General features: G+C 52.0%; 25 protein-coding genes. 18 read left to right on the top strand and 7 right to left on the bottom strand.

The features are described from left to right. Nucleotides 1–555 precede the first annotated feature (555 nt). The 7 genes from NDA02_RS01425 (at nucleotide 556) to NDA02_RS01395 (ending at nucleotide 9,029) form a co-directional block, all read left to right on the top strand. Nucleotides 556–864, top strand: coding sequence for a BMC domain-containing protein (locus NDA02_RS01425; RefSeq protein WP_190790180.1), 309 nt, complete (start codon nucleotides 556–558; stop codon nucleotides 862–864). 119 nt (nucleotides 865–983) lie between these two features. Further along, nucleotides 984–1,325 (top strand): carbon dioxide-concentrating mechanism protein CcmK, encoded by a 342-nt coding sequence (locus NDA02_RS01420; protein ID WP_106173690.1) that lies wholly within the window; start codon nucleotides 984–986, stop codon nucleotides 1,323–1,325. 21 nt (nucleotides 1,326–1,346) lie between these two features. Then, nucleotides 1,347–1,649, top strand: coding sequence for a EutN/CcmL family microcompartment protein (locus tag NDA02_RS01415; RefSeq protein ID WP_190790179.1), 303 nt, complete (start codon nucleotides 1,347–1,349; stop codon nucleotides 1,647–1,649). Between the two features lie 359 nt (nucleotides 1,650–2,008). Continuing rightward, the gene (locus tag NDA02_RS01410) at nucleotides 2,009–3,778 is read left to right on the top strand and encodes a ribulose bisphosphate carboxylase small subunit (protein WP_190790178.1); all 1,770 of its coding nucleotides are present in this window, start codon (nucleotides 2,009–2,011) and stop codon (nucleotides 3,776–3,778) included. Between the two features lie 45 nt (nucleotides 3,779–3,823). Then, entirely contained in the window at nucleotides 3,824–4,543 is a 720-nt protein-coding gene (locus tag NDA02_RS01405) for a hypothetical protein (RefSeq protein ID WP_190790177.1), read from the top strand. 82 nt (nucleotides 4,544–4,625) lie between these two features. Next, nucleotides 4,626–5,381, top strand: a complete 756-nt coding sequence (locus tag NDA02_RS01400) for a BMC domain-containing protein (protein WP_199296341.1) — start codon at nucleotides 4,626–4,628, stop codon at nucleotides 5,379–5,381. A gap of 6 nt (nucleotides 5,382–5,387) precedes the next feature. Beyond that, nucleotides 5,388–9,029: a hydantoinase B/oxoprolinase family protein gene (locus tag NDA02_RS01395; RefSeq protein ID WP_190790176.1), complete on the top strand. Its 3,642-nt coding sequence runs from the start codon at nucleotides 5,388–5,390 to the stop codon at nucleotides 9,027–9,029. A gap of 36 nt (nucleotides 9,030–9,065) precedes the next feature. Here the strand turns inward: NDA02_RS01395 and NDA02_RS01390 are convergent, their stop codons facing one another. Then, nucleotides 9,066–10,403, bottom strand: a complete 1,338-nt coding sequence (locus NDA02_RS01390) for a homoserine dehydrogenase (protein WP_190790175.1) — start codon at nucleotides 10,401–10,403, stop codon at nucleotides 9,066–9,068. 462 nt (nucleotides 10,404–10,865) lie between these two features. On the opposite strand from NDA02_RS01390, the gene NDA02_RS01385 reads away from it, so the two are divergent. Beyond that, the gene (locus NDA02_RS01385) at nucleotides 10,866–11,471 is read left to right on the top strand and encodes a hypothetical protein (protein ID WP_348254298.1); all 606 of its coding nucleotides are present in this window, start codon (nucleotides 10,866–10,868) and stop codon (nucleotides 11,469–11,471) included. An 83-nt stretch (nucleotides 11,472–11,554) separates the two neighbouring features. Here NDA02_RS01385 and NDA02_RS01380 read toward each other — a convergent pair whose 3' ends face one another. After that, nucleotides 11,555–12,223 carry a response regulator transcription factor gene (locus tag NDA02_RS01380; RefSeq protein ID WP_190790173.1) on the bottom strand — a complete coding sequence of 223 codons (669 nt, stop codon included), beginning with the start codon at nucleotides 12,221–12,223 and terminating at the stop codon, nucleotides 11,555–11,557. Nucleotides 12,224–12,464: 241 nt separating this feature from the next. Between NDA02_RS01380 and NDA02_RS01375 the strand changes: the two genes are divergently transcribed. The 10 genes from NDA02_RS01375 to NDA02_RS01330 all read left to right on the top strand — a co-directional run bounded on the left by NDA02_RS01375 (nucleotide 12,465) and on the right by NDA02_RS01330 (nucleotide 19,948). After that, entirely contained in the window at nucleotides 12,465–13,481 is a 1,017-nt protein-coding gene (locus NDA02_RS01375) for a glycosyltransferase family 2 protein (protein ID WP_190790172.1), read from the top strand. A 165-nt stretch (nucleotides 13,482–13,646) separates the two neighbouring features. Further along, the gene (locus NDA02_RS01370) at nucleotides 13,647–14,201 is read left to right on the top strand and encodes a DUF2808 domain-containing protein (RefSeq protein ID WP_199296339.1); all 555 of its coding nucleotides are present in this window, start codon (nucleotides 13,647–13,649) and stop codon (nucleotides 14,199–14,201) included. An 82-nt stretch (nucleotides 14,202–14,283) separates the two neighbouring features. Continuing rightward, nucleotides 14,284–14,424, top strand: coding sequence for a 50S ribosomal protein L34 (gene rpmH, locus NDA02_RS01365; protein WP_190790171.1), 141 nt, complete (start codon nucleotides 14,284–14,286; stop codon nucleotides 14,422–14,424). Nucleotides 14,425–14,450: 26 nt separating this feature from the next. Continuing rightward, on the top strand, nucleotides 14,451–14,822 hold the full coding sequence (gene rnpA / locus NDA02_RS01360) for a ribonuclease P protein component (protein WP_190790170.1): 372 nt from the start codon (nucleotides 14,451–14,453) through the stop codon (nucleotides 14,820–14,822). Beyond that, entirely contained in the window at nucleotides 14,812–15,210 is a 399-nt protein-coding gene (locus NDA02_RS01355) for a PH domain-containing protein (RefSeq protein ID WP_190790169.1), read from the top strand. The genes rnpA and NDA02_RS01355 overlap by 11 nt, the downstream gene beginning before the upstream one ends. A 168-nt stretch (nucleotides 15,211–15,378) precedes the next feature. Further along, on the top strand, nucleotides 15,379–16,620 hold the full coding sequence (gene yidC / locus NDA02_RS01350; protein WP_190790168.1) for a membrane protein insertase YidC: 1,242 nt from the start codon (nucleotides 15,379–15,381) through the stop codon (nucleotides 16,618–16,620). Nucleotides 16,621–16,628: 8 nt separating this feature from the next. Continuing rightward, complete coding sequence (locus tag NDA02_RS01345) at nucleotides 16,629–17,141, top strand: R3H domain-containing nucleic acid-binding protein (RefSeq protein WP_190790167.1); 513 nt, start codon at nucleotides 16,629–16,631, stop codon at nucleotides 17,139–17,141. A gap of 143 nt (nucleotides 17,142–17,284) precedes the next feature. Continuing rightward, nucleotides 17,285–17,785, top strand: coding sequence for a YceD family protein (locus NDA02_RS01340; protein WP_190790166.1), 501 nt, complete (start codon nucleotides 17,285–17,287; stop codon nucleotides 17,783–17,785). A 159-nt stretch (nucleotides 17,786–17,944) separates the two neighbouring features. Next, on the top strand, nucleotides 17,945–19,462 hold the full coding sequence (locus NDA02_RS01335) for an AAA family ATPase (RefSeq protein WP_190790165.1): 1,518 nt from the start codon (nucleotides 17,945–17,947) through the stop codon (nucleotides 19,460–19,462). A 39-nt stretch (nucleotides 19,463–19,501) separates the two neighbouring features. Then, a complete protein-coding gene (locus tag NDA02_RS01330; RefSeq protein ID WP_190790164.1) occupies nucleotides 19,502–19,948 on the top strand; it encodes an SH3 domain-containing protein in 447 nt (148 codons plus the stop codon). Between the two features lie 260 nt (nucleotides 19,949–20,208). Here NDA02_RS01330 and NDA02_RS01325 read toward each other — a convergent pair whose 3' ends face one another. The 5 genes from NDA02_RS01325 to NDA02_RS01305 all read right to left on the bottom strand — a co-directional run bounded on the left by NDA02_RS01325 (nucleotide 20,209) and on the right by NDA02_RS01305 (nucleotide 25,748). Further along, nucleotides 20,209–21,846, bottom strand: coding sequence for a hypothetical protein (locus NDA02_RS01325; protein ID WP_348254296.1), 1,638 nt, complete (start codon nucleotides 21,844–21,846; stop codon nucleotides 20,209–20,211). A 150-nt stretch (nucleotides 21,847–21,996) separates the two neighbouring features. After that, entirely contained in the window at nucleotides 21,997–23,358 is a 1,362-nt protein-coding gene (locus NDA02_RS01320; RefSeq protein ID WP_348254294.1) for a lysozyme, read from the bottom strand. Nucleotides 23,359–23,494: 136 nt separating this feature from the next. Further along, on the bottom strand, nucleotides 23,495–24,799 hold the full coding sequence (locus NDA02_RS01315; protein WP_348254292.1) for a glycoside hydrolase family 10 protein: 1,305 nt from the start codon (nucleotides 24,797–24,799) through the stop codon (nucleotides 23,495–23,497). A gap of 204 nt (nucleotides 24,800–25,003) precedes the next feature. Further along, nucleotides 25,004–25,258 carry a ChaB family protein gene (locus NDA02_RS01310; RefSeq protein ID WP_190790132.1) on the bottom strand — a complete coding sequence of 85 codons (255 nt, stop codon included), beginning with the start codon at nucleotides 25,256–25,258 and terminating at the stop codon, nucleotides 25,004–25,006. 124 nt (nucleotides 25,259–25,382) lie between these two features. After that, nucleotides 25,383–25,748 carry a hypothetical protein gene (locus tag NDA02_RS01305; protein ID WP_348245780.1) on the bottom strand — a complete coding sequence of 122 codons (366 nt, stop codon included), beginning with the start codon at nucleotides 25,746–25,748 and terminating at the stop codon, nucleotides 25,383–25,385. Nucleotides 25,749–25,915 lie beyond the last annotated feature (167 nt).

Here is a 25,915-nt window from a genome sequence, read left to right as displayed (position 1 = left end):
TGAGCGATTCTAATCAATTCATTATTTATTAGGGGAATACTAGCATCTTATAGCGTGATCCCCAGGCGCAGCACATCTTAATAAATTGATATACCCTGCCTTCCACCGCATCAGTCCTAGGAGCCAGAGGAATCGAATAAGTTCATAAGTTTTTTCTTATCAATGGTATAATTTTTTCTACAGGTTAGGGCTAAAAAACATCAATCAACCGTCTTCAAATCGATCGCTTTATCAGCCTGCTTCAATACAATTTTCCGGTTCCATCAATTTCTTAAGCGAAATCAGGTGGGTTTGCGTTATTCACTGGAGAACGATTACTGAAAGGGTGAGCCCGCGATCGAAGCCAAGATACGCTATAAAAACAAGTTATGTTTAGTATAAAAATAATCATCTCAGTTTATATTGCGTAAGGTTGTCCATCACCTGTATTCTTAATTCTGGGAATTCTAAGGTGTTTCCTGAAAATTTAACAATCGGTCATCCCGTGAAAATTTTCAGAGGCAGTTTTTAGAAATAGTTAGTGCCATTCTCGTTTTGCTGTACGGGAGACCAAGAATGCCGATTGCGGTTGGAATGATTGAGACGAAGGGCTTTCCTGCGGTCGTAGAAGCGGCAGACGCTATGGTGAAAGCGGCGCGGGTAACCCTAGTAGGCTATGAAAAGATTGGCAGTGGTCTTGTCACAGTGATTGTGCGAGGCGATGTCTCAGAAGTTCAAGCATCGCTTGCAGCTGGGATTGAGAGTGTCAACCGGGTGAACGGCGGACAAGTTGTTTCCACCCACATCATTGCTCGTCCTCACGAAAATCTGGAATATGTTTTGCCCATTCGCTATACCGAGGCGGTAGAGCAGTTCCGCTCCTAGCAGTTCGTTCAGCCTGATTTGCTGAGTTTGATTTGCTAGGTTCGATCGACGGCTGATCTCGGTCACGATCGTGTTTAACAAGGTTACGAAGACTCATTAACTGGAAGGGAGAAAGACTCATGGCTATTGCAGTAGGAATGGTAGAAACCCTCGGTTTTCCGGCGGTTGTCGAAGCAGCAGACGCAATGGTGAAAGCAGCTCGCGTCACGCTGGTGGGTTATGAAAAAATTGGCAGCGGTCGCGTCACAGTAATCGTTCGGGGTGATGTCTCCGAGGTTCAAGCTTCGGTCTCTGCCGGAATTGAGAACGTGAAGCGGGTGAACGGCGGGCAGGTTCTCTCTACTCACATCATTGCTCGTCCCCACGAAAACCTGGAGTACGTACTGCCGATTCGCTATACCGAAGCAGTCGAAGCATTCCGCGAAAGCGTGAGCGGTATCCGTCCTATCAGCCGTTCCTAAGCGATTCGTTCCTGATACCGAATGCAAATTGCTAAAGTCTGCGGTACGGTGGTTAGCACCCAAAAAGAGCAAAGCCTGACTGGTGTGAAATTTCTGCTCGTGCAGTTTATCGACAAGGAAGGGCAGCTTTTGCCAGAGTATGAAGTGGCTGCTGACAGCGTTGGGGCAGGAAATGATGAGTGGGTGCTTGTGAGTCGCGGTAGTGCAGCCCGACAAACCGAGCGGGGCGAATCGCGTCCCCTAGATGCGCTGGTTATCGGCATTATTGACACGGTGAGCGTCGATAATTTGCGCCTCTACAGCAAGCGAGACCAAGATCGATAAGTTGCCTTAAATCAGAGCCGTCTGTAAAAATGTGTCTCTGGTTTAAGGTGGCTTTCCGATCGATAGCTCAAGCCTTTGTCTTAAGTGATTCTTGGAAGTGTGGATTCAATTGGTAGTAAGCAAAGCATCCTACCTGTCTGGTTTGTGAAATAGATCTTTTGTTGAGCCGGACAGGCAAGGGTAACTGCTTTACAGAAGCTACAGCACGTTGAATCCTAAGTCTCCTCGATTCTCTGAACCAATAGTTTAAAGCAGCTATTCAGGCTTGTTTTGCTGACTGAATCTTGTCTTACACAACGCTGTTTTTAATTCTCTGGCAACGGCTTTCGCTGTTGTTTCAGATGGGAGAAATTTAATTTATGGTAGTCCGTGGCTCTGCCCCTCTCCCTACCCCTTGGTCGGAGAGTTTGGCACAACCCAGGATTGACGAGACTGCCTCTGTCCATTCCTTTTCCAATGTCATTGGAAATGTGGCGATCGGTGCAGACGCGCTGATTGCTCCTGGGACTTCTATTCGCGCTGACGAAGGGAGTCCTTTTTCCATCGGCGCGGGAAGCCATGTTCAGGATGGCGTGATTATTCATGGACTGAAGCAGGGGCGAGTTATCGGAGACGATGGGCAGGAGTATTCAGTCTGGATTGGCAGGAATACTTCGATCGCTCACATGGCTCTTGTTCATGGTCCGGTATATGTGGGTGACAACTGCTTCATCGGCTTTCGGTCAACACTTTTCAATGCGCGAATTGGGGCAGGCTGTGTCGTCATGATGCACGCACTGATTCAGGATGTTGAAATTCCTCCCGGCAAGTTTGTGCCTTCAGGGTCAATTATTACTCAGCAGCAGCAAGCCGATCGGTTGCCCAATGTCCAAACGGCTGACCTAGCGTTTGCCGCTCATTTGATGGGCATGAACCGTGCCCAACGATCGGGGCATCACGGTGCAAACACATGGACTCACTTTGCTCCGATGCGGCAGCAGTTAGAGCGGGTCTATCACAGTGATACCCACAGTGACCCCGGCGATCGTTCACGCGAATTCAGTTCTTCTAGCGATTCACAGGATCAAATGCAACATACTCGTTTAGCTCCGGCAGTGGTGGAGCAGGTTCGTCGGCTTCTCTCTCAAGGTCTTCGGATTGGCATGGAACATGCCGATGCGCGTCGATTTCAAACTAGCTCGTGGAGTAGCTGTACCCCAATTCAGTCTAATCACGAACAGGATGTGCTATCTGCGCTAGAAAGCTGCATTGCTGAGCATGGCGGCGAGTATGTGCGGGTCTTTGGCATTGATACTAAAACGAAGCAGCGAGTCTCTGAAATGACCGTGCAGCGTCCGGGCGATAAGCCTGCTCCGGTTAGTTCGCCTTCTAGCAGCTACAGCTCTAGTTCTTCCAGCTACGGCTCTGCTCCTTCTAGCAGCTACGGCTCTAGTTCTTCCAGCTACGGCTCTGCTCCTTCTAGCAGCTACGGCAGCTACGGATCGTCGGGAAGTAGTCATCTGAGTGCTGAAGTGGTGGAGAAAGTGCGTCAGCTCGTGGCACAGGGCTTCAAGATTGGCACAGAGCACGCCGATGCACGCCGATTCCGAACAAGCTCCTGGTATAGCTGCGTGCCTATTCAGGCATCACGGGAGTCTGAGGCGATCGCTGCCCTCGAAAGCTGCCTGGCTGAGCATAGCGGCGAGTATGTGCGGGTCTTTGGCATTGATACCCGGTCAAAGCAGCGCATTTCTGAAATGATCGTGCAGCGTCCGGGCGACACCGGGAACGGCAAAACCAGTGCGCCTGCACCCAGCAACTACCAGGCTCCCGTCAGCAACAACGGATACAGTACGCCTGCACCCAGTCAGCCTGCATCGGGAAGCGGCAAATTGAGCCGTGAAGTGGTGGATCAGGTCAGACAACTGCTAGCGCAGGGATATCGGGTTGCAGCAGAACACGCGGATACCCGTCGATTCCAGACCAGTTCCTGGAAAACCTGTGCGCCGATTCAGTCAAACCGTGAACAGGATGTGCTGTCGGCAATCGAAGGCTGTATGACAGAAAACGCAGGCGAGTATGTGCGGTTATTTGGCGTAGATATGAAGTCGAAGCGTCGCGTTGCGGAGGTCATCGTTCAGCGTCCATAGTGCCTTGATAAGGACACGATAGAACCTGGATGACGGTAACTAACTATGCCTCGCCCTCGCCCTGTCATTGACGACACCCATTTGTTCGTCAGTGGTGACGTTGTGATTCATCCGACTGCGACGATCGCGCCTGATGTGCTGCTGCAAGCCGATCCAGGTTGTGCGCTTGTAGTGGCTGCTGGAGCTTGTATTGGCACGGGTTCAGTTCTTCATGCTTATCAGGGACAACTGACGATCGAATCAGGCGCAACGCTGGGCAGCGGGGTGCTAGTGGTGGGGCAGGGAACGATCGGGGCAGAAGCCTGTATCGGCTCGATGAGTACGATCATTGATAGCTCGATCGAAGCGAATCAATCAGTCCCTCCGGGTTCTCTGATTGGGGACGGGAGCCGTCAGGTTGACCTGGCAGCGGTTCCTTCATCTAGCCCTCAGGCAAATTCCCCCATTCGCCCCCCAGCCAGCCCCCCAACCCCGCAAGTTGCCCCTAATTTTTCGCAGTCTACGCTTTTTGGAACGAATGGTGCAGTGCCGCCTGTGCCTTCTCCAAAAGCGAACGGGGCTGTCTCACCTGCGCCTCCGAACGCTTCATCCGATCCGCCTATCGCTTCTACAATCCAGCCTGTGCCTCCATCTAAGAAGGCAATGACGCAGATTTACGGTCAGGCGTATTTGGAGCGTATCATGGTCACCATGTTTCCTCATCGGCAACTGTTTGAGCCGCCCCCCAATCCACCCGAAAACTCGCCGGACTCCCCAGCAGGATAGGTGCGCTCTCTGAAAGACAAGCTATGCTTGGGGTGGAGATAGATTGCATTTCAGGTTTCACCATCCGCCTCCCAAGACTGCTATGACTTATTCAACCGGATCGTCCATGTACAGCGAGAGTGCCTTGGGGCTGGTTTCAACCCGCAGTTTTCCGGCGATCGTTGGCACTGCTGATATGATGCTTAAGTCCGCAGGTGTGCGGCTAGTAGGCTACGAAAAGATTGGGAGCGGCTACTGCACGGCGATTGTGCGGGGACGCATCTCTGATGTGCGGCTGGCGGTTGAGCAGGGAGCCGATATCGCAGAGCAGTTTGGTGAGCTCGTAGCAAAAGCAATTATTCCCCGTCCAATGCCGAATCTGGAAATGATTCTGCCGATTAGCGGTCAGCTTTCCCGCTTTGCTTCGGAGCAGGGAACCAGTCGGCTCAGCAATCTGGCGATCGGCTTATTGGAAACACGCGGTTTTCCGGCAATGGTGGGCGCGGCGGACGCGATGCTGAAATCGGCAGACGTGCTGCTGTCTTCCTACGAGGTAATTGGCGACGGGCTCTGCACCGTGATTGTTCGCGGACGGACGGCAGATGTGGCAGTCGCAGTCGAAGCCGGAATGCACGAAGCGGAGCGAATTGGTGAACTTCATGCGGTAATGGTCATTCCGCGTCCGCTGGAAGACCTGGAGGATACGCTGCCTGTCGCCAGCTGCTGGGTCGAGAAGAAGCAGCCGATCGCCCTTCCGATCAATCTCCGCCAAACTCAAAAAGAATTGGTAGAACAGCAGGTAGAACTGCCCGATCTTCAGCAAATGGTGGTGCCGGAGGAAGTCGAACGCGACGGATAAAAAATTATGACTTCTCAGCAAGGACGCTGGCAGTTTTGGATCGATCGAGGCGGCACGTTTACCGATGTTGTAGCGCAGCGTCCAGACGGTTCTCTGACGATTCACAAGCTGCTGTCTGAGAATCCCGATCGCTACAGCGACGCGCCTCTTCAAGGCATCCGCGAGGTAATGGGTCTTCCTGTAAACGTGCCGCTCCCTACGGCCCAAATTGCGGCAATTAAGATGGGAACCACCGTTGCGACCAACGCGCTGCTGGAACGCAAAGGCGATCGAACCGTGCTGCTGATCACGCAGGGATTTCGCGACGCGCTACGGATTGGCTATCAGAATCGCCCCAACATTTTTGCGCGGCAAATTATTTTACCGGAAATGCTTTATGAGCGCGTGATCGAAGTCGAGGAACGCTGTACAGCTCAAGGCGAAATTCTCGCGCCGCTTCATCCTACTCGTTTGACTGCCGATCTCCAAATTGCATACAACGCAGGAATTCGCGCCTGTGCAATCGTCTTAATGCATGGCTATCGCTATCCCGCCCATGAACAGCAGGTTGCTGACCTTGCAAAGGCGATCGGATTCACTCAAATTTCCGTTTCTCACCGAGTCAGTCCGCTGATGAAGCTAGTGAGCCGGGGAGATACCACGGTTGTTGATGCCTATTTGTCGCCGATTCTGAGGCGATATGTCGATCGCATTGCTGCTGAACTTCAGCAATCGGGCACTGGCTACAAGCCCGCGCTGATGTTTATGCAGTCAAATGGCGGGCTTACCGATGCTAGCCTGTTTCAGGGCAAAGACAGCATTCTCTCTGGTCCGGCAGGCGGCATTGTGGGAGCGGTGCAAACCAGTGCGAGAGCAGGATTTGACAAAATTATCGGCTTTGACATGGGTGGCACTTCAACCGATGTATCCCACTTCAACGGCGAGTATGAGCGGGTGTTTGAAACCGAGGTCGCAGGAGTCAGACTGCGTGCGCCGATGATGTCAATTCATACGGTTGCGGCAGGAGGCGGTTCGATTTTGCAGTTTGACGGTGCGCGCTATCGAGTCGGACCCCAATCGGCGGGAGCACATCCTGGACCTGCCTGCTATCGCAAAGGCGGACCCCTGACAGTGACAGACTGTAATGTAATGCTGGGTAGAATCCAGCCGCAGTTTTTCCCACAGGTTTTTGGGCAGGAGGGCAATCAGCCGATCGACTTCCAGATTGTGCAGCAACAATTCACTCATTTAGCGGCAGAAATTGCGGCAAAGACAGGGAGTGCTCAAACTCCTCAGCAAGTTGCCGAAGGATTTCTAACGATCGCGATTGACAAAATGGCAACCGCGATCAAAAAAATCTCGATCCAGCGCGGCTACGATGTGGCTCAATACACCCTTTGCTGTTTTGGGGGCGCAGGCGGACAGCACGCTTGTCGCATTGCAGACGCACTGGGCATACGTCAGGTGTTTCTCCATCCCTATGCTGGTGTACTCTCGGCTTACGGTATGGGCTTGGCAGATATCAGCACGATTCGCGAACAGGCGATCGAAGCCCGTCTTACCGATGAAGTACTATCGACCCTGACCGAAATTCTGAATAACCTCACCGCAGAAGCTCACACCGCCGTTCAGCAGCAGGGCATTTTGCCGGAGAATATTCGATCGCTTTCCAGAGTTCATCTGCGCTATGAAGGCACGGATTCTGCATTGGTTATTGACTTTGGCGATCGTCCAGCCATGCTGCGCCAGTACGAGTCGGCATATCAGCAACGATACGGGTTTGTGATGAAGAACAAACCCCTAATTGTAGAAGCAGTTTCAGTTGAAGCGATCGGTAAAACGACTACCCCGACCGAGCGGGTAACCGCTCCCCCACGGACTCAACCCCTTTACCCCACCTCAACGGTGCAGATGTACACTGGGGGCCAGGAACACAATACGCCCGTCTACCTGCGTGAGCAGCTTTGTGCCCACGATCGTCTCCTGGGACCAGCTCTGCTGATCGAAGCAACCAGTACGAACGTAATTGAACCCGGCTGGCTGGCAGTTCTAACCGAGAACAATCATTTGCTGCTGCAAAAGCAAACGGGTGTCAATGCTCAGCGCGAATCCCAAATCGACCTACCGCTCGCCAAGCCCGACCCGGTACTGCTGGAAATTTTTAATAATTTGGTGCGATCGATCGCTGAAGAAATGGGTGTGACGCTGCAAAACACCAGCTACTCTGTGAACATCAAGGAACGGCTGGATTTTTCCTGTGCCATATTCGATCGCAGTGGACAGTTAGTTGCTAACGCACCCCATATCCCAGTGCATTTGGGTTCGATGAGCGAAAGTGTCCAGAGCTTGATGACCGCAAAGGGCAACCGCTTGAAACCGGGCGATGTCTATGTACAAAATAATCCCTACAACGGCGGTACTCACTTGCCTGACATCACGGTGATCACACCCGTTTTTTTAGAAACTAATACACCGCAGTTTTACGTTGCCTCACGCGGACATCATGCTGATATCGGGGGAATCACACCTGGCTCAATGCCGCCGCATAGTCAAACGATCGAGCAGGAAGGCATTTTGATCGATAATTTTCTGTTGGTCGAACAGGGACAGTTTCGTGAAGCGGAGATGCGGCAATTGTTAAATACCGAAGCTTATCCGGCACGTAATCCCGACCAAAATATTGCCGACCTTCAGGCACAGGTGGCAGCGAACGAACGCGGTGTGCAAGAACTCCGGCGCATGGTGAGTCACTACGGGCTAGAAACGGTGCAAACCTATATGCAGTTCGTTCAGGATAATGCAGCCGAAGCAGTGCGGCGAGTCCTCAGTGTCCTTCAAGACGGCAGTTTTACTTACCCGATGGATGATGGCACTCAAATTCAGGTCAAAGTTACGATCGATCGCCCTCACCGTACAGCAACCGTTGACTTTACAGGGACTTCTCCGCAGCAGCCCAACAACCTCAATGCACCCCTCGCAATCTGCAAAGCGGTCGTTCTTTATGTGTTTAGAACGCTTGTTGAGGATGATATTCCCTTGAACGCAGGCTGTCTTCAGCCGCTCACGATCGTTGTCCCGGAAGGCAGCTTGCTGAATCCGCACTACCCCGCTGCCGTGGTTGCAGGCAATGTAGAAACTTCCCAGGCAATCGCCAATGCCCTTTATGGTGCGCTCGGAGTCATGGCAGCCGCACAGGGCACGATGAACAATTTCACGTTTGGCAACGATCGCTATCAGTATTACGAAACGATTTGCGGCGGGTCAGGAGCAGGCAAAACGTTCGATGGCACAGACGCAGTGCAAACCCACATGACCAATTCGCGCCTCACCGACCCAGAAGTGCTGGAATGGCGGTTTCCGGTGCTGCTCGAAAATTTTGCGATTCGTACCGGAAGCGGCGGAACGGGAACTCATCAGGGTGGCAATGGAGTAATTCGCTGTCTCCAGTTCCGGGAATCGATGACGGCAGCAATTCTGTCCAGCCATCGTGTGGTTTCTCCCTTTGGGTTAGCAGGCGGTCAGCCAGGGGCGATCGGACGCAATTCAGTCGTGCGATCGACCGGTGAAACGGAACTTTTAAGCGGTAGAGCCGAAGTCACGATGAATCCAGGCGATCAGTTTAGGATTGAAACGCCCGGTGGCGGAGGATATGGCAATCCCTCAAATTAAACTCTGGCTTACCCAGATTGAACCCTGGCTCAGCAGTTAAAGAACGCGCAGTACACTTGCGATCGTCTGCACTGACTCCATCGATCGAATTTCCGCCAGTGCCTCCCGGAAGTTGGCTTCTCGAACATAGTGCGTGATTACCACGATTTCTGCGGAATCATCGCGCATTCCGGTTTGCACCACCGATTCCAGGCTCACCTCGTGGTTGCCAAAACAGGTTCCGAGCTTCCCAATCACGCCCGGACTATCCTGGGTTAAAACCCGTGCATAAAATCGTGTTACCAGTTCATCGATCGGCGTGATTTTGCTGTAATGCTGATGGGAGCAGGCAAGCAACGGATCAAGCAAAGGTTTGCCATTGGGCTGCACAACCGTTTCGCGTCCTACTTTCAGAATGGCAGCAATATTAAGAATATCGGCGACGACTGCGCTGGCGGTTGGTCCTGACCCTGCCCCAGGACCGAAAAACATCACCTGCCCCACAGGTTCACCTTCGATCAAAATCGCGTTATAGACGCCATTTACGCTGGCAAGCGGGTGGCTCTTGGGAACCAGTGTCGGGTGAACCCGCACCTGCAACTGCTCTAGTTCATCTGTTTTAACAGCATCTTTAACAGCATCCCGCTTCGCCGTTGCCAGTAGCTTGATCACAAAGCCAAGCTTTTCTGCGTAGGCAATATCCGCTGCACTGACCGATCGAATTCCTTCGCAGTAGACTTCGGGTAGCTTGATTCGCCCCCCAAACGCCAGCGATGCCAGAATTGCCACTTTATCGGCTGCGTCGAGTCCATCAACGTCTGCTGTTGGATCAGCTTCGGCATACCCTAATCGCTGAGCGTCTGCCAGTACATCATGAAAATCACTGCCTTCCGCTTGCATCCGGCTCAAAATATAGTTTGTGGTGCCGTTCACAATCCCAATGACTGTCTGAATTCGGTTGGCACAAAGCGATTGTTTTAACGGCTCAATCACCGGAATGCCGCCCGCAACCGCCGCCTCAATCAACACATAAACCCCAGCCGCATTTGCTGCCGTAAAAATCTCATCCCCATAACGAGCGATCGCCGCCTTATTGGCAGTGACAACGTGCTTGCCGTGGGCAATTGCCTTCAACATTAAGGAACGCGCAGGCTCTAAGCCCCCCATCACCTCAACGACAATATCAATTTCTGGATCGGTGACGATCGATTCTAAATCAGTCGTGAGTTGCTCTGCGGGCAGATCGACCGACCTGGCTCTATCGAGCGATCGAACACCTACACGATGGATTTGCAGCTCTTGCAGCAAGGGATGTCGCTGCGCCGGATCAAGCAGAATCGCGGCTGTGCCTGAACCGACTGTTCCTAATCCCAATAAGCCAACCTTAAATGCCACGGGCAATCACTCACTCAAACAGGTCTACCTGACAATTGTAGGCGGGTGCGGCATCAGAAGCAGCACCTTAATCTCATCCTCAGTCGTCAAGATGCTGCTTTAGAGAAGCGATTGCAGATCTCCTGCAAAATCTCCGTAACCTCCACCCCTCTCACAAGTAAAAACCTCTTGTTGTCAGGCAATCTTCATATCTCCTTAAAAATCTCTTGATGATCACCCATGCCCAGCCGAAGTTGAATGCAATAAGATGGAGGTATCATCGAATCGATAAGGCAGCGATTTTGCCGCAGATGCTGTCTAGGGCAGCAGTTGTTTTAGGCAATCGGTAACTTCAGGCGATCGGTAAGGTGTTCCTGCAAAATCTGTCCGGTAAACGTCCGGTAAAAGGGTGTTCCAAGAGGGTGTTGCAAAAGTGTATTGCATGAATTGCCTGCCTCAGGCAAGCCACGGGAGCTGATTGAGATGGACAGCGAAACTCGGCAGTATTATCAGGTTCCCTCACGAGAGAGTCCTTTCTATGCTGTCTCAACCAACCGAACAATGAACAGCTGCAATCCGCCTCACGGCAGCGCGATCGATTTCATGCCAGAACTCGACTACCCGCCCCAGCTTGAAGATGAGGTAGCAGAGCAAATTTTAGAGCGGTTGCGTCAGGGTCAACTCTGGATTGTAAACAGTCGGCGACGCAATGGACTCATTTTATGTAAAGAGTTTCATGCCGAGTTTGCAGGACCAGGGGCAGCGATCGGCAGCATTTTCGATCAAGACTGTCAGCGCGTTATTCCCGTTGGAAACCTCTCTTTGCTGCGTCCTGAACATCACAAGGATCGCCAGAATGCCTACTTGATCCGGCGACAGTGGATCAAGCTTACCCAGCAGTCTACTGACCAGTCGGAGCCGGATAAGCGCGCCCAGATGGTCTTAACCCAATTTGAAACCTACTTTGATCAAGAAACGATCGCCCGCATCCCGGATGAGATTTTTGCTCTGCTAGTTGGGGTACTGCCTTACTCGATTCGTAAGACTCGTCGTACTCCGGGCAAGCTTAACGTAAAGGTCAAAACCTGAGCAGCATTCGGTTTGCGGTAGATTTGGTCAACTTCCGTTGGAATTGAGCAAGCGAAAAATAGCTTTTGCTCAGTCAACTTTGCTTAGTCAACTAAGTGATGCTCCATTGCATAGCGCACCAGTTCTGCTCGATTGTTCGCTTCAGTTTTTCTCAGTAGGCTGCTCACATATTTCTCGATCGTACGCGGGCTCAGGTGGAGCTGCTCTCCGATCTGGTTATTCGACAATCCCTCGGATAGCAGGGAAAGAACTTCGATTTCGCGGCCTGTAAAATCTAATAGCTGCTGACGCGAAGCAGGCGGTTGAATTACAGGCTGCACAGCCGTATCTGTTTCTGATCTTCCCACCGTTGCCTGAGATCGCCACTCGGTTGCAATGAGCTGCGATCGTTCCAGCAAATTGCGAACAACGGCTCCCAGTTCTTCTAGCTCAAATGGTTTAGCAAGATAGGCATCACCCCCTAGCTGATAGCCACGAATTCGCTCCTGGGTATCGCTTCTGGCGGTCAGGAAAATCACAGGCAGCAGCCGGAATTCTGGCTTGAGACGCACCTGACGAACGAGTTCGTAGCCGTCCATTTGCGGCATTGTTACGTCTGTGACGAGCAAGTGCGGTCTGTAGTGACCGACCAAATCTAGTGCCTTTGCCCCATTGTCTGCTGCAATTACCGAATAGCCCTTGAGCTCAAGATAATCACTGACCGCAAGACAAGTTCCTGGATCGTCGTCGGCAACAAGAATTGTCAGGGGCATGAAGAATAACCTCTTGACATGACTTCTGACCTGGATAGAGTCAGAGATGAACTATATTTCATTGTGACTGCTGGAACTGTATCGTTTCTTCAGTTCTATGATGTATTTTGCCACGCCCTTTTGACTAGAAATGGCACTCAATCATCGGCTGCTGCGTCCTACAAGCAGATTGAGATCTTTCCATCTATGCAGTTTCATGCTGAGAATGGAATACTACCTGGGAGAGGAGTTTAAAAAAGCTATGAGTTCATCCTTGTTGTCGGGCAATGCGAAGGAACGGGTTGTGTTACCCAGTCAGCCGCTGGACGTCTCTGCGGTCGTGCCGCTCTACAACGAGGTGGAAAGCCTACCTGTGCTGATGGAGACGATCGCCCGAACGCTGCAAGACAATCAGCTCTCCTATGAAATTATTTGTGTTGATGATGGCTCAAAGGATGGCTCGACCGAGCTGCTAAAGCAAATGGCTCAGGAGCGGACGGACCTAAAAGCAGTGCTGCTGCGTCGCAACTACGGTCAAACTGCAGCAATGGCAGCCGGGTTCAACCAGGCGCGGGGTCGAGTAATTATTACGTTAGATGCTGATTTGCAAAACGATCCGGCTGATATCCCCAATCTTCTAGCAAAGCTGGCAGAAGGATATGACTTGGTGAGCGGTTGGCGCAAGCAGCGGCAGGATGCCATGATGACTCGCCTGATTCCTTCTCGCATTGCGAACTGGCTGATTGGTCGAGTGACAGGCGTGCAGATTCACGACTATGGCTGTTCACTGAAGGCTTATCGATCGGAACTCGTGATCGATATGAATCTGTATGGTGAGTTGCACCGCTTTCTACCCGCTCTAGCATTTATTGAGGGAGCCAGAATCGCTGAGATTCCGGTTCGGCATCATGCCCGCCGCTTTGGACAGAGTAAATACGGCTTGGGGCGCACATTTCGCGTTTTGATGGATTTGCTCACCATCTTTTTTATGAAGCGATTTCTCACCCGGCCCATGCACGTTTTTGGCTGGTTTGGCTTGATCTCAATGCTGCTAGGCATAGCAACCGGACTCTACCTGACCTTTGTCAAGTTTGCACTGGGGCAAAGTATTGGCGATCGCCCTTTGCTGTTTCTGGCAGTCGTGTTGTTCTTAACGGGAGTACAGCTTTTTAGCTTTGGGCTTTTGGCAGAGCTGCTGATGCGAACCTATCATGAGTCTCAAAAGCGTCCGATCTACCGAATTCGAGAAATCGTCGGGACATCGGGGTCTCTGCCATAGCGATGTCGCTTGGGTGGAATACTCTAAACGCCTTGCAGAGGCTTGTGCCAGTCCTTGGATACGTCCGATCGCGCACGCGGAACTTCACGAATTTTGATAGAGTCTTTAGGTGAATTAAGACTTGCTAACATTCCTGGCAATGTAGCTGTAAATCATTCCTAACCTATGAAACGCCAAACTTCTCCAATGCTTCGTCTTTTTGCCGCTCTAGCAGCAAGTAGCTGTCTCCTGACCGGGCTAGCTGCAACCGCTCTGGCTCAGGGAGGTCCGGGGTTAACGATTTTTAGTGGCGTAAGCCGGGAAAATCAGCTCAGCTATCGGCAGGACTACTATGGTAGACCGGGAACTCGCGATCGGTACTATCTCAATATTCCAGCCACCAAAATGACGTTTGCGGTATCTGAATTTGCCGTCACTTACCCCGAAACTTATGGGGGCAGATTTGACCCAGAGCGGGTCGAAGTCACGTCAAACGGCGAGAAAATTGCGATCGAGGATGTGGTATGGGATCAGGATAACCGGGTGCTGGAAATTTACCCTCAGGAACCTGTTCCGGCAGATACCCGGGTGCAAATCATTTTGTCTAACGTACGGAACCCCAACCGTCCGGGAACTCACTATTTCAATGCAATGGTGCGCTCTCCGGGCGATCTGCCGATGATGCGCTATGTGGGAACCTGGATTCTTAGCATCAACAACCAGGGCAGTGCATCTCGCTAGCCTTCTTGCTTCCCGGCAACGGGGTGGTATGATTAGAAATCGTGGCTTTTTAGATCTTTAGAATTGCTGGGAGCAAAGCGGTATGACTAAGCGCACCCTGGAAGGAACTCGCCGGAAGCGCAGACGGGTTTCTGGTTTTCGGACAAGAATGCGAACCAAGAATGGACAGCGTGTGATTAAGGCGCGGCGGCAGAAAGGTCGGGAAAAACTTTCTGTTAGTTAGACGCGATCGTCAATGGATGGGCTGACGTGGCTCTGCCTGGATGCCATCGGCTTAAACATCGTGATGACTTTAGCAGAGTCTATCAGTCGGGTCTACGGCGATCGACTGCTAATTTGACGTTGAGAGCTTTGCGTTTGCCGGCTGCGCTAAATTCAGAGGCAGTTCGCTGTGCCCGGATTGGGATTTCGATCAGCCAAAAAGTGAGTAAGCGGGCAGTAGTGCGAAACCGGATTAAGCGGCAAATTCATGCTGTATTCCGGCAGTTTCTTCCCGCTTTGGTTCCAGGCTGGATGCTGGTTATTGTGGTAAAACCCAGCGCAACTCAGTGCGGTTATGAACAATTTCTGCAAGAATTAAAGCAGCTATTGACAAGTGCTGAGGTATGGCATGGCGATTAAGGAAGAAGTCTATTACGAGGGCGGTCCTCATATCGGCGAGCTAATTACGAATATTCTGCTAGGCTTCACAGTGATATGCCTGCCGCTTACGGTTGGCGCGATCGTTCGTGCCCTCTGGCTTCGCTATCGCATTACCGATCGCCGAATCTCGGTAACAGGCGGCTGGATGGGTCGCGATCGAGCTGATTTTATCTACTCGGAAGTCGCCAAAATTGTGACTGTACCGCGAGGATTGGGAGCCTGGGGCGATATGGTGATTACGCTCAAGGACGGCAGCCGGATTGAGCTGCGAGCAGTGCCCAAGTTCCGAGAAGTGTATGGCTACATTAGTGAAAAAATTCCAGCAAGAGCGCGGAACATCAGCGGCGGGCTAGGTACGTCGAAGTAATTGCTCCGAGGGCAGGAGATGCTTTGAGTCTGAGACTCTGCGGGAAAATCCCGACCCTGTTGCTCAGATAATAGCTCCTTGCCTCTTCGGTTTTCTCTACTCATAATCGCTCACAATTTCGGTACGCTAGACTTGGACTCACTCGAAGGACGCAGGTAGACAAAGCGCATGGACTTTGGTGTCGGATTTTTATCAAACAATGTAATGCTGCCGATCCTGGATTTCTTTTACGGGATTGTGCCTAGCTATGGTCTGGCGATCGTCGCCCTGACCCTGGTAATTCGTTTTGCGCTCTATCCTTTGAGTGCAGGTTCAATTCGCAGTATGCGTCGGATGCGAGTTGCTCAACCTGCCATGCAAAAGCGGGTCAAAGAAATCCAGGAACGCTACAAGGACGACCCTGCAAAGCAGCAGGAGGAAATGAGCAAAACCTATAAGGAATTTGGCAATCCGCTGGCGGGATGTTTTCCCGTTCTGGTGCAGATGCCTGTCCTGTTTGCGCTGTTTGCCACCTTGCGTGGGTCGCCATTCTCTGACGTGAACTACAACGTTAACGTGCAGATTTTGCCGCGTGAGCAGATCGAGCAGATTCAGCCCCAAGCTTTTACCACGAATCCTCAAAATATTTATATTGCGGACGGAGTTCACGTTCCGGTCGCGGCACTGCTTGCAGGTGGAAATAAGCTTGCAATCGGTGAGAAAACGCCAATTCTGTTTCAAACTTCTGAGGGTAAATCGCTGAAAGAAGTGCTGGCGGAGTATCCTGAAACCGAGCTGAAGCCAAGCTGGAAGATTACCAAAGGCGAAGATCTGGTTCGCATTGATGAAAATGGTAGCCTGGAAGCACTCCAGCCCGGTGAAGCTACACTGCAAGGAATAATGCCCGGACTGGCAGCCAACAAAGGCTTCTTGTTTATCAAAGCTCTGGGACGAGTTGGCGCAACCGATCCAGATGGCAGCATTAATTGGGATATTGTCGGCATGGTGGTGTTCTTCGGACTCAGCCTGTACGTCAACCAGCTCATCTCAGGACAGGGACCGAACTCGAATCCGCAGCAGCAGACGGTCAACCGGATTACACCTGTGATATTCTCCGGGATGTTTCTGTTCTTCCCGCTGCCTGCCGGGGTACTGATGTATATGGTGATTGCCAACATTTTCCAAACCCTGCAAACTTGGATTCTTTCCAGAGAACCCCTGCCGGAAAATTTGCAAAAGCTGGTGGAGGCTGAAGAAAAAGCGCAGGGCAACGGTCGAGAAGCTTTACCGTTTGAGCCAGTTCGTTCTAAAAAAGAACTGGAGGAACCTAAGAAAGAAACGGCTAAGAAGGATGCGCCTAAATCCGAAAACAAGTCTGTGAATAAGACTGCAAAGAAAGACACTGGGCGCACCGACAAGAAAAAAGGTTAGGGGCTGCTATGGATGACACCTCAGTTCAGCACGGCAAACAATGGCTGGAAGAATTGCTGACCATGGCGGGACTGCCCGCCTCTGTTGAAGTGAATGCAGATAAGCTCAGCACGGAGGGGAGTTGCTGGCTGACGATCGACGATCGCACCCTGTCTCCTGTCCAGGTTGAGTCGCTGCTAGGAACGGATGGGGCTGTTCTAGACGCAATTCAGTATCTTGCGAATACTACGCTGAACTTAGGGCATCCAGAAGAGCAGCAAACCGCGTTTACAGTGGAGCTGGGAGGATATCGGGTACGACGGCAAACTGAGCTTCAGGCTCTTGCCGATCGTGCGATAGAGCAGGTGCGCGAAAGCGGTGAGGAATACGAGTTGACTGCCCTTTCATCCGCAGAACGCCGACAGGTACATACCTATCTGAAAGAATTCACTGACCTGGAAACCTTTAGCCGGGGGCGAGAACCCGATCGCCGCTTAGTGATTCGTCTGCACCAGATTGAAGCGGAGCCTGCTGAAGAGTAACCCTCATTCTGGGTAAACCCGAATCGCCCCGGTCGGAAAATACTCAACGTTTTTGATAAACAGTGCTTGTTAAACTGATGAAAAGAGCTGAGGCAGGATTGCTGTTTCTGTCGTGGCTCTAATTCGTGTTAAAGGGACTGATTATGGAACGGATCTACATCCCGCAGCTTCTAAAGGCAGTTGAACAAACCGAAACGATTTCTGTACGCGAGCACCTGCGCGAGCTGGAAACGCTGACTCCGGTGCAGGGCTTTGTTAAAGTGAGCCATCGGTCAGGCTATCTGGAAGTGCGTGCCCAGGCAGAAGCGATCGTAACGCTGACCTGCGATCGCTGTCTTCAGCAGTACAATCATCGGCTTGTGGTAGATGCTTCTGAGGTGATCTGGCTTCAAGAGCGAATTGAGCCTGAAGAAGAGGGCGCAGAGGTCGAAGTTGCCTTTGACGATCTGGTCGAAACGCTGCCGCCCAACGGATTTTTTGCGCCTGAAACCTGGCTGTATGAGCAGTTTTGTCTGGCTCTGCCACAGCGTCAGCTTTGTGATCAGCAGTGTCAGGGTATTCAAATTCAGGAGAACAGTGAGACGTCGGGGACAGTCGATCGGCGTTGGGCATCGCTGGAAGCCTTACGCAACCATCTACCCTAGTAGCAGCCGTCCTGTGCGGCAGGAAAATCAGCAGTTAGAACCGGAAGCGGATTGATTTCTAAGAGTGAATTGGTAGAGTGAAGTGGAGACTTTTCGTATAGCGATTTGCCTCAACTGTGAATCACTTCATCTGAACCGCTCACTAGGCTCTGACTGCTGATGGCTTTTAATGACGAGTTTGAACTGCTGCTGCGTGCCCGCTATTCCATCATTTACATTCCGACACGCGAAGAAGAACGGGTTGAAGCTGCCATTGTCGAATCTGCAAAACGGCAGGGCAACCGGGGTGTTTATTTCTGGGATTTTGTAGACGGCTATCAAGGTAATCCCAACGATACGGGCTTTGGAAAACGCAATCCTGTTCAGGCACTAGAATTTGTAGAAAAGCTGCCTGCGACGGTTCCTGCCGTTTTTGTGCTAAGAGATTTTCATCGGTTTCTCGAAGATGTTTCAGTGGCGCGGAAGCTGCGAAACTTGTCGCGTTTGCTGAAGTCTCAGCCGAAGAACATTGTGCTGCTGTCGCCCCAGCTCTCAATTCCTGAAGACTTAGGCGAAGTGCTGACCGTCCAGGAATTTCCCCTGCCCGAAACCGAGGAGATTCGAACAGAACTCAATCGCCTTTTACCTGCAACTGGGCAAACGCTGGACGCAAAAATGCTGGATGAACTGGTGCGTTCCTGTCAGGGACTTTCAATGGAGCGAATTCGCCGCGTTTTGGCAAAAGCGATCGCCAGTCGAGGAACCCTTCAGGAGGAAGATGTCGAGCTGGTGCTGGAAGAAAAGCGGCAAACCATTCGCCAGACCCAGATCCTTGACTTTTATCCAGCAACCGAGCGAATTTCTGACATTGGTGGACTGGATAACCTGAAGGACTGGCTATTACGGCGGGGCGGAGCCTTTACCGAGCGGGCGCGTCAGTATGGCTTACCCCATCCCAGAGGGCTGCTGCTGGTCGGCATCCAGGGAACTGGGAAGTCCCTGACGGCAAAGGCGATCGCCCATCACTGGCATTTGCCTCTGCTGCGACTGGATGTGGGTCGTTTGTTTGGAGGTTTGGTGGGAGAGTCGGAACTGCGAACCCGACAGATGATTCAGCTTTCGGAGGCTCTGGCTCCCTGCATTCTCTGGATTGACGAAATCGATAAAGCGTTTGCCGGTGTTGATGGTAGAGGCGATTCGGGAACCACGAGCCGTGTTTTTGGTACGTTTATTACCTGGTTAGCCGAAAAGAAATCTCCAGTGTTTGTTGTCGCGACGGCGAATAATATTCAGGCTTTGCCGCCCGAAATGCTGCGGCGCGGACGGTTTGACGAAATTTTCTTTGTGGGGCTTCCCAGCCAGGAAGAGCGAAAATCCATCTTTGCCGTGCATCTTTCGCGCCTGCGTCCCCACAACTTGAAGAGTTATGACCTCGATCGCCTTGCCTATGAAACCCCTGACTTTTCTGGGGCAGAAATTGAGCAAATTTTAATCGAAGCTATGCACCTGGGCTTTAGCCAGAACCGAGACTTCACGACAGAAGATATTTTAGAAGCTGCTAGTCAGCTCATTCCCCTGGCGCGTACTGCTCAAGACCAGATTCGGATTTTGCAAGACTGGGCAGAAAACGGCAGAGTGCGGCTTGCCTCTCGCCTTAATAGTTTAGGTAGCAGAATTCAGCAACAGTCCATACAATAGGGTGTCGTTGAGTTCACCTTTGAGATTGGGGATTGCACGATGAGTTTGACCAATATCAGTCAGTTTGTGTTGGGAGTTACGCTGGCGATCGGGCTACTGTTTGCTTCGGGCATGGCGGCTACTCGATATCTGCTCACTCGCGTCGCGACTCCGCCGCCCAGACCGACGTTTCCTAATGATCCGTCTCCGTCTCCGATTGCTCCGCCTGCTGTTCCGTCTGCGGCTGCCAGTCCTGCTGCCCCTGCTGCTTCTCCTGCCGCGAGTCCCAGTCCGGCAACGGAGGGATTTGCTGCCCGGGTTAATCAGCCGATCGGTTTAATTTTGCGGCAGGAAGCCAGTGCAGATGCAGCTCAAATTGGCGGAGTTGACTTTAATCAACAGGTCACGGTTTTGCAGGACAGCCCGGATGGCGGATGGCAAAAAATTCGGCTGACGGATGGCAGTGAAGGCTGGGTCAAAGGCGGCAATACAGAGCGCATCAACTAATTTGATCCCCCTTCCTAGCCTTGAGGGTGTCTTACTATTTAATCATTCGTCCAGACAGCAGCAGTTCCATTTGAATTGGGCTTTCTAGGGCGATGGCTTCCTCCTGTTTTCAGAGCTTTTGGTAGCGCGTGAGCAGGGGCACTGCCTGAGTTACATCTTGGAGAATCCGATCGCGAATCGTTCTAACTAAAATATTCCTAACTAAAATATTCGAGTTTGCCGTTGAATTCCTAGTTGCTTTACTCTCTACGCCCCGCCCCCTAAGCCGTACTCGATCGCACCATCCGACTCAGCACATTAAAATTACTGTCCAGCCAGCTAATCAAACTCAAATCACTCGAAATTGATTTGGGCGGATTAGAAATTAGCGTATCCAGCTCGATCAGGCGATCGAAATCAATCTCAACTTTACCCTGTCGGGGCGTGCCGTTGGGCTGATTAAACTGCACTCCGGCAAGCTGCATGATCTGAATAATTTCCTGCGCCATGATGCCATAGCCGATCGTTGTGGGATGGATGCCATCCAACGAAAATAACCCGCCCTGCTTGCGACCCAGGCGATCGGACACGAAAAAGCGCGAGTCAGGAACCGGATCAAGGGCTTGCAGCGGCGCAGGCAGCTTGTAGGCTCCACCTACGTCTTCCCACCAGGAGGGACGCGCAGTGGGGTCGAGGACATAACGGCGTATGGCAGCCCGATCGAGCAAGCTCACCAGCTCAAACAAATACCAGTCTCGCCCTTCCTGTCGTGCCTGCCTGACCGAGTTGGCCATGACATCGTTATATTGATCGATCGCGCTATCGATCGCCCTGGCCTGCTGCTCGGTGATGTGGGGATGTTTTTGAGGATTAAACTGGTCATCGTTGATCCAGGGCAGCGTGTAATACGGGTAATAGCGGGAACCGGGCGCAACTTTGCGGTCTACGCCTCGAGCAAAGGGGGCGATCGTCACATGGGGAACCGTGCCGATAATGACATGACGGGCGCGAATTTGCTTAAGCTGCGCGACGACCTGGTTCCATTCGGCTTCAAAGTGAATCGGTCGCCAAACGGTGTAGCGATCGTTTCGGTTAACGTCGTCGTAACCCTCGCCGCTCCAGACCACGTTGAACTGAAGGATGCTGCCCAACGCGTTGTTTGATCCGATCAGGACAATCAGCGTTTCGATACCATCGCCTTCTCCGGTTTCCAGCGTGCCTTCTGCGCCGAGTGCCTGGGCTGCGTCGAGCGGGGAAAGTGCCCGTCCCTCACCATCTCTGGCGGAATTCAGAACTCGAACGGCAGCAATTTCATTGGCATTCTGCACAATTTGACGCACCAGGTTATCCCTGGACGGGTGTTGCCGAATTTTATCCAGACACCAATCGGCGGTTTTAGAAATAATGTTTCGCAAATCCCAGCCGTAAACTGCCAGGTTGTGATTGATCCTGCCATAAGGGTCAGGCGGAATCGAACCCGCTTCCCGCTCCCAGTAGTCTTCGCTGCGATCGAGTAAATCCCGCACTGTAAGCAGAGCCGGAGCAAATTCCCACCAGTTGATTTCTTCGCCGTATCGCCGCTCTAGCCGTCGGGCCAGCCACTCTAGATTAATCGGCAAACCATCGCCCGGTCCAGCAAAGATGGGATAGCGGAACTCTGCCCAGCCCAGCTCAGCCGCAATCAAACGCGGATAAGAAAGACTTGTATTAAAAATTGCGCCGCTCTGAAAGCCCTGCGTCAGCGAGTCACCGATCGCCACCAGTCGATGTCGGGGGGTGCCCTGCTGTGCGACCTGCCGAGGCGTATTCACCGAAATCCCCAAGGTTGGATCGGTTTCCGGGCGGCGTGCCTCTGGTTGAATAATCACATCGGGCGGGGTATTGGGATCGCGCATTGCAGGGGTGACTTCTCGCAGCATTGAGACTCCTCCGGGGGTCAAGGGAGATTAGGGGTCAGGGGAGAAAATGGATCGCTTGTTGTCATTATGGGCGATCGGGTATCCATCCTTACCCCTCGTGAGGAATTTAATGCAATGCGCCCCATGGGCCAACTGCTCTTATGCTAAGAACTAGAGAAACACAGTGAAGTCTTCGCTCAAAAAGAGTGCCCGTTCTGCCCGGCGGCGGCGTGTCAGTCCCGGTAACTCAACGCCATCGCCCAGATTCCACCGCTGAAATTGCTCAGCAGCCCCACGATAGTCGCGCTGATTCAGCAGGCGCAGCAGGGTTGACCCCCCAAAGGCGCCTTCACCCACGTTGTAGGTAAACGACACCAGTGCAGAAAACTGATCGTCGTTCAGCGGAACTGTCACTAAATCCGTCACCGCTGCTTCAAAACGCCGCAGATCACGCCGCAGGAATTCTTCTGCCTGTGCCTCGGTGATCCGCTGTCCCGGAAACACGCCCGAAGTCGTGCCGTAGCCGATCGTCCAGACGCCGACGGCATCCAGATACGCTTCAAGCCGCAGCCCCTCAAACGACTTTAGTAGCCGTAGCCCCTTGCTGTTAATCTGCCGCGCTCCGCTTGGAGTGGGAGAATTGCCGATCGGCTGTCCATCTCGAAGCAACTGCACCGCAGGCTGATAAATGAGCCAGGTATTTTTACCCTTAAACTGCACCTGGTTTCCCTGAGCATCAATGCCCAAAGTGATTCGTAAATGATTATCGGGCGCAACTTCGTAGGCGACGATCGGCAAAACAGTGCTGCCGTTTACAAACTGTCGCTGGCTGTCTGGCAGGCTCGTTCCCTGAGCGGTAGTTTGCTTGAGCCAAGTATCAATCAGCGGCCGAATACTAAACTTAGACGGCTGCGGACGAGGCGCGGGAGTGGGAGCCGGGCTGCGAGACTGCGGCTTGCCATTTTGCAGGATCTGCACCGCAGGACGATAAACAAACCAGGTATTTCGACCTTTGAACTGAAGCTGCTGACCCTGGGCATTCCGACCAAGCGTAATCTTCAGGTGATCATTGTTGGCAGTTGCAAAGCTATTCAGTGGCAAAACAGTTCCATTGTTCACAAACTGTCGCTGGTCATCTGGAAGGGTCGAACCCTGCCCGGTGGTTTGCTTCAGCCAGGTATCCAATACGGTGCGGAGACTATACATAGATGTAGATGCAGAAGGAGAAGTAGGGGACGAGGGAGTGACTGCCCCTGATGGGGAAGTGCTTGATATCGCCTGTCCGTCTTGCAAAATTTGCGCCGCAGGACGGTATACAAACCAGGTATTCCTGCCCTGGAACTGGATCTGCTGACCCTGTGCATTTCGACCGAGCGTGATTTGCCAATGATTCTCAGCAGCCGATTCAAACGCGACGATCGGCAACACGGTTCCTGCCCGAACAAACTCTTTTTGGTTTTCCGGGAGCTTTGAGCCTTGAGCCGTACTATGCTTCAGCCACGTATCCAAGACCATTCGCACTGAGTACACCATCGATCGAACATCCTGTGACAACAGAGCAATCACGGAGCAAAACGTGAGTCCCCGAATGGATGAACCCTGACAGGTAACTCATCGGTTCTGTTATAACAGGCGATTTCAGTGGATAGAGTACCCATGTGGAGGATTTTTAATCATTTCCCCCTTTATCCAACACGCTCGGACGCCTCACTTGCCCTGCCATGATCGATCGCAGCACTGCCTGCCGATCCTGCGGTCTTTCGCGGCTGAGGTTCCACAGGCTTTCGTAGAAGAATAGGGAAATACCTGCAAAGCGTCGATCGCGCGTCCAGATTGCCTGCTGCTGCACTTGCCGAATGGGAACCGGAGTGTCTTTAAGGCCGGTCAGGAGACCAATCGCAGTGGGAATATGCTGTCGGGCTGCCTGCACTTCGGGACGGGAAAGCTCTGCAAGGAATCGCTGCGAATTGCCTTGATAAATTTGTACAATCAGTTCTTCAATCAAGCCCGATCGCTCCCAGTTGCGCCAGTCCTGCAAAAAGTGGCGATAGGCAAAGGGATAGCTGTTGGGCGACAGAGAAACGAGAACATTGGGCTTGCGGGCTTTGACGGCTTGAAACACCGTTCTCATAAACGCGGTAATTTTGTCTGCCCGCCATTTGACCCACTCTGGATCCTGCGGACTCGCAGGGGGCAGTTTGCCCTGATGCTCACGGCGATAAAGCTGCACCGTGTAAGCATCGTAGCCAAAGTCGTCAGGCAGTCCCAGATGGTCGTCAAATTGGATGCCATCTACGTTGTAGTGAGTGACAATCTCCAGAATCAAACCGAGAATAAACTGCTGCACTTCTGGCTTAAAGGGGTTGAGCCAGCGACGCTGATAAATACCGTCTTGCCAAATCTGGCTACCGTTTCGTCGGTTGGTGATCCAGTCAAGATGCCGCAGCGCAATTTCTGATTCAGCCGTGATCATAAAGCCAAACTCAAACCAGGGAATCACAGTTAATCCTTGCTGATGCCCTTTCTGAATCAAGTCAGACAGCATTTGCCAATCCTGCAAAGCTGGCACTCGCGGATCGATCGCCACACCGCTTGCCTGTTGTGCAATCGGGCTGGGATAGAGCGTATAGCCCCAGTTCCACACCGTTGGGTAGACCGTGTTGAAGTTCATTTGCCGCAGGGTTTGCAGTGCATTGTCCAGCCGATCGGGGCTAAACATCACCTCGCTGTCTACGTTGGTGAGCCAGACACCCCGAATTTCGCTCACAGGCGGACTCTCAGCACGAGCAGAGGCGATGCCAAGCAGTTCTCCCTTCAGCAGAAGCGACCCCACTAAGCCGATTAGAATTAGAGACAGCGCGACAAATCCGCGTCGGAAAGACTGTTTCAAAAATTGATTTTGCGGAGAATCGGTTCGGCGGCTAAAGCGAGACACAAAACGAGACGAAAACAGCAAATCCACACGAAACTTCATTGGCAGTTTGGCAATCTAGAAGGGGTTTTATCTTGCTTACAGAGATTCAGGATACCCGTCCGCTCAAATTCTGTAAGCGACATTGCTTCTCTGCCGATAAACCTGCAACAAAAAAGGCAAGCCCTAGCTTGCCTAACCTTAGGAAGATCACTTCTTTGATTGCACTAGAATTGCACAGAACAAATTGCCTGAAGCCAATCTTGCTTACGAGCTGGGCATATTGGCAAGGGGGCGATCGTGACCACCATCGTATTCATCCACGGTCACGTATTTGCCATCTTCGCCGCGAGCAAAGCGGGAATTATTATTAATCGTTTGCCATGCAACTTCACGAGCAGCAGCTTCATCCTGGCTATTATCCAGGAAGCTGTTATAGGCTGCAACAAAGATTCCTTGAGCTTCTTCCGGCAGAACATCTTTGATATCTTGAGGCAGGCTTTCTCTGCTTAACTGATTCATAATTCCTCCTAAAAAAAGAGCGTTTTAATGAAATTTGCGCTGAAAAATCAACCGATCGGAGAACAAAATTCTCTGACTTTATTTGAAACAAATTTACTGTTTCGCGCAAGCCAAAGTAATTCTTCTACCACCAGGTTCTCTCACCGTTTTCATCCATACGAGCTTGCCGAATCACATCTGAGATTTCTTCTGCATCTTTAACGTGGTGCAGTGCTTTTTGCGATCCGTCTGGCTCATCTACTACAAAGTAAGCCGGAACCACAATGTGATCGCCTGTGATGTCCGGTGCATCGACTGCTACCTGCTGAGCCTTTTCCTGCAAGCTCTTGGAGTCGTCGATTCGATCGCCAGGGTTAGCGGTCAGATTGTTGCCTTCCCGTCTCAGTTCTTCCCGCTGCTCTTTCAACTGCTGCGGATCGACTTCTTCAGGAACGGCGGGCTGTCTTGTTACTCGCTCCTGATTCTGATCGTTCAAAGCATTTTCGCTCATGCTTAAATTCCTCTGGACTGCGTGATTCACAAGGTAATATTAGTGAACGCGCTCGATCCTCGTCCTCCCTCAAACGATGGAAGCCCTGCCTGCGTTGAAAGATAGATCTTCATTGCTTAATTAACCGAAACCCGATGAAAAACCTGATTTTTGATTAGCAAATTGCC

This window comes from Leptolyngbya sp. ST-U4, from assembly GCF_039962215.1.
Lineage (GTDB): Bacteria > Cyanobacteriota > Cyanobacteriia > Elainellales > Elainellaceae > Leptolyngbya_A.
This window is presented reverse-complemented; position numbering and strand designations above follow the sequence as displayed.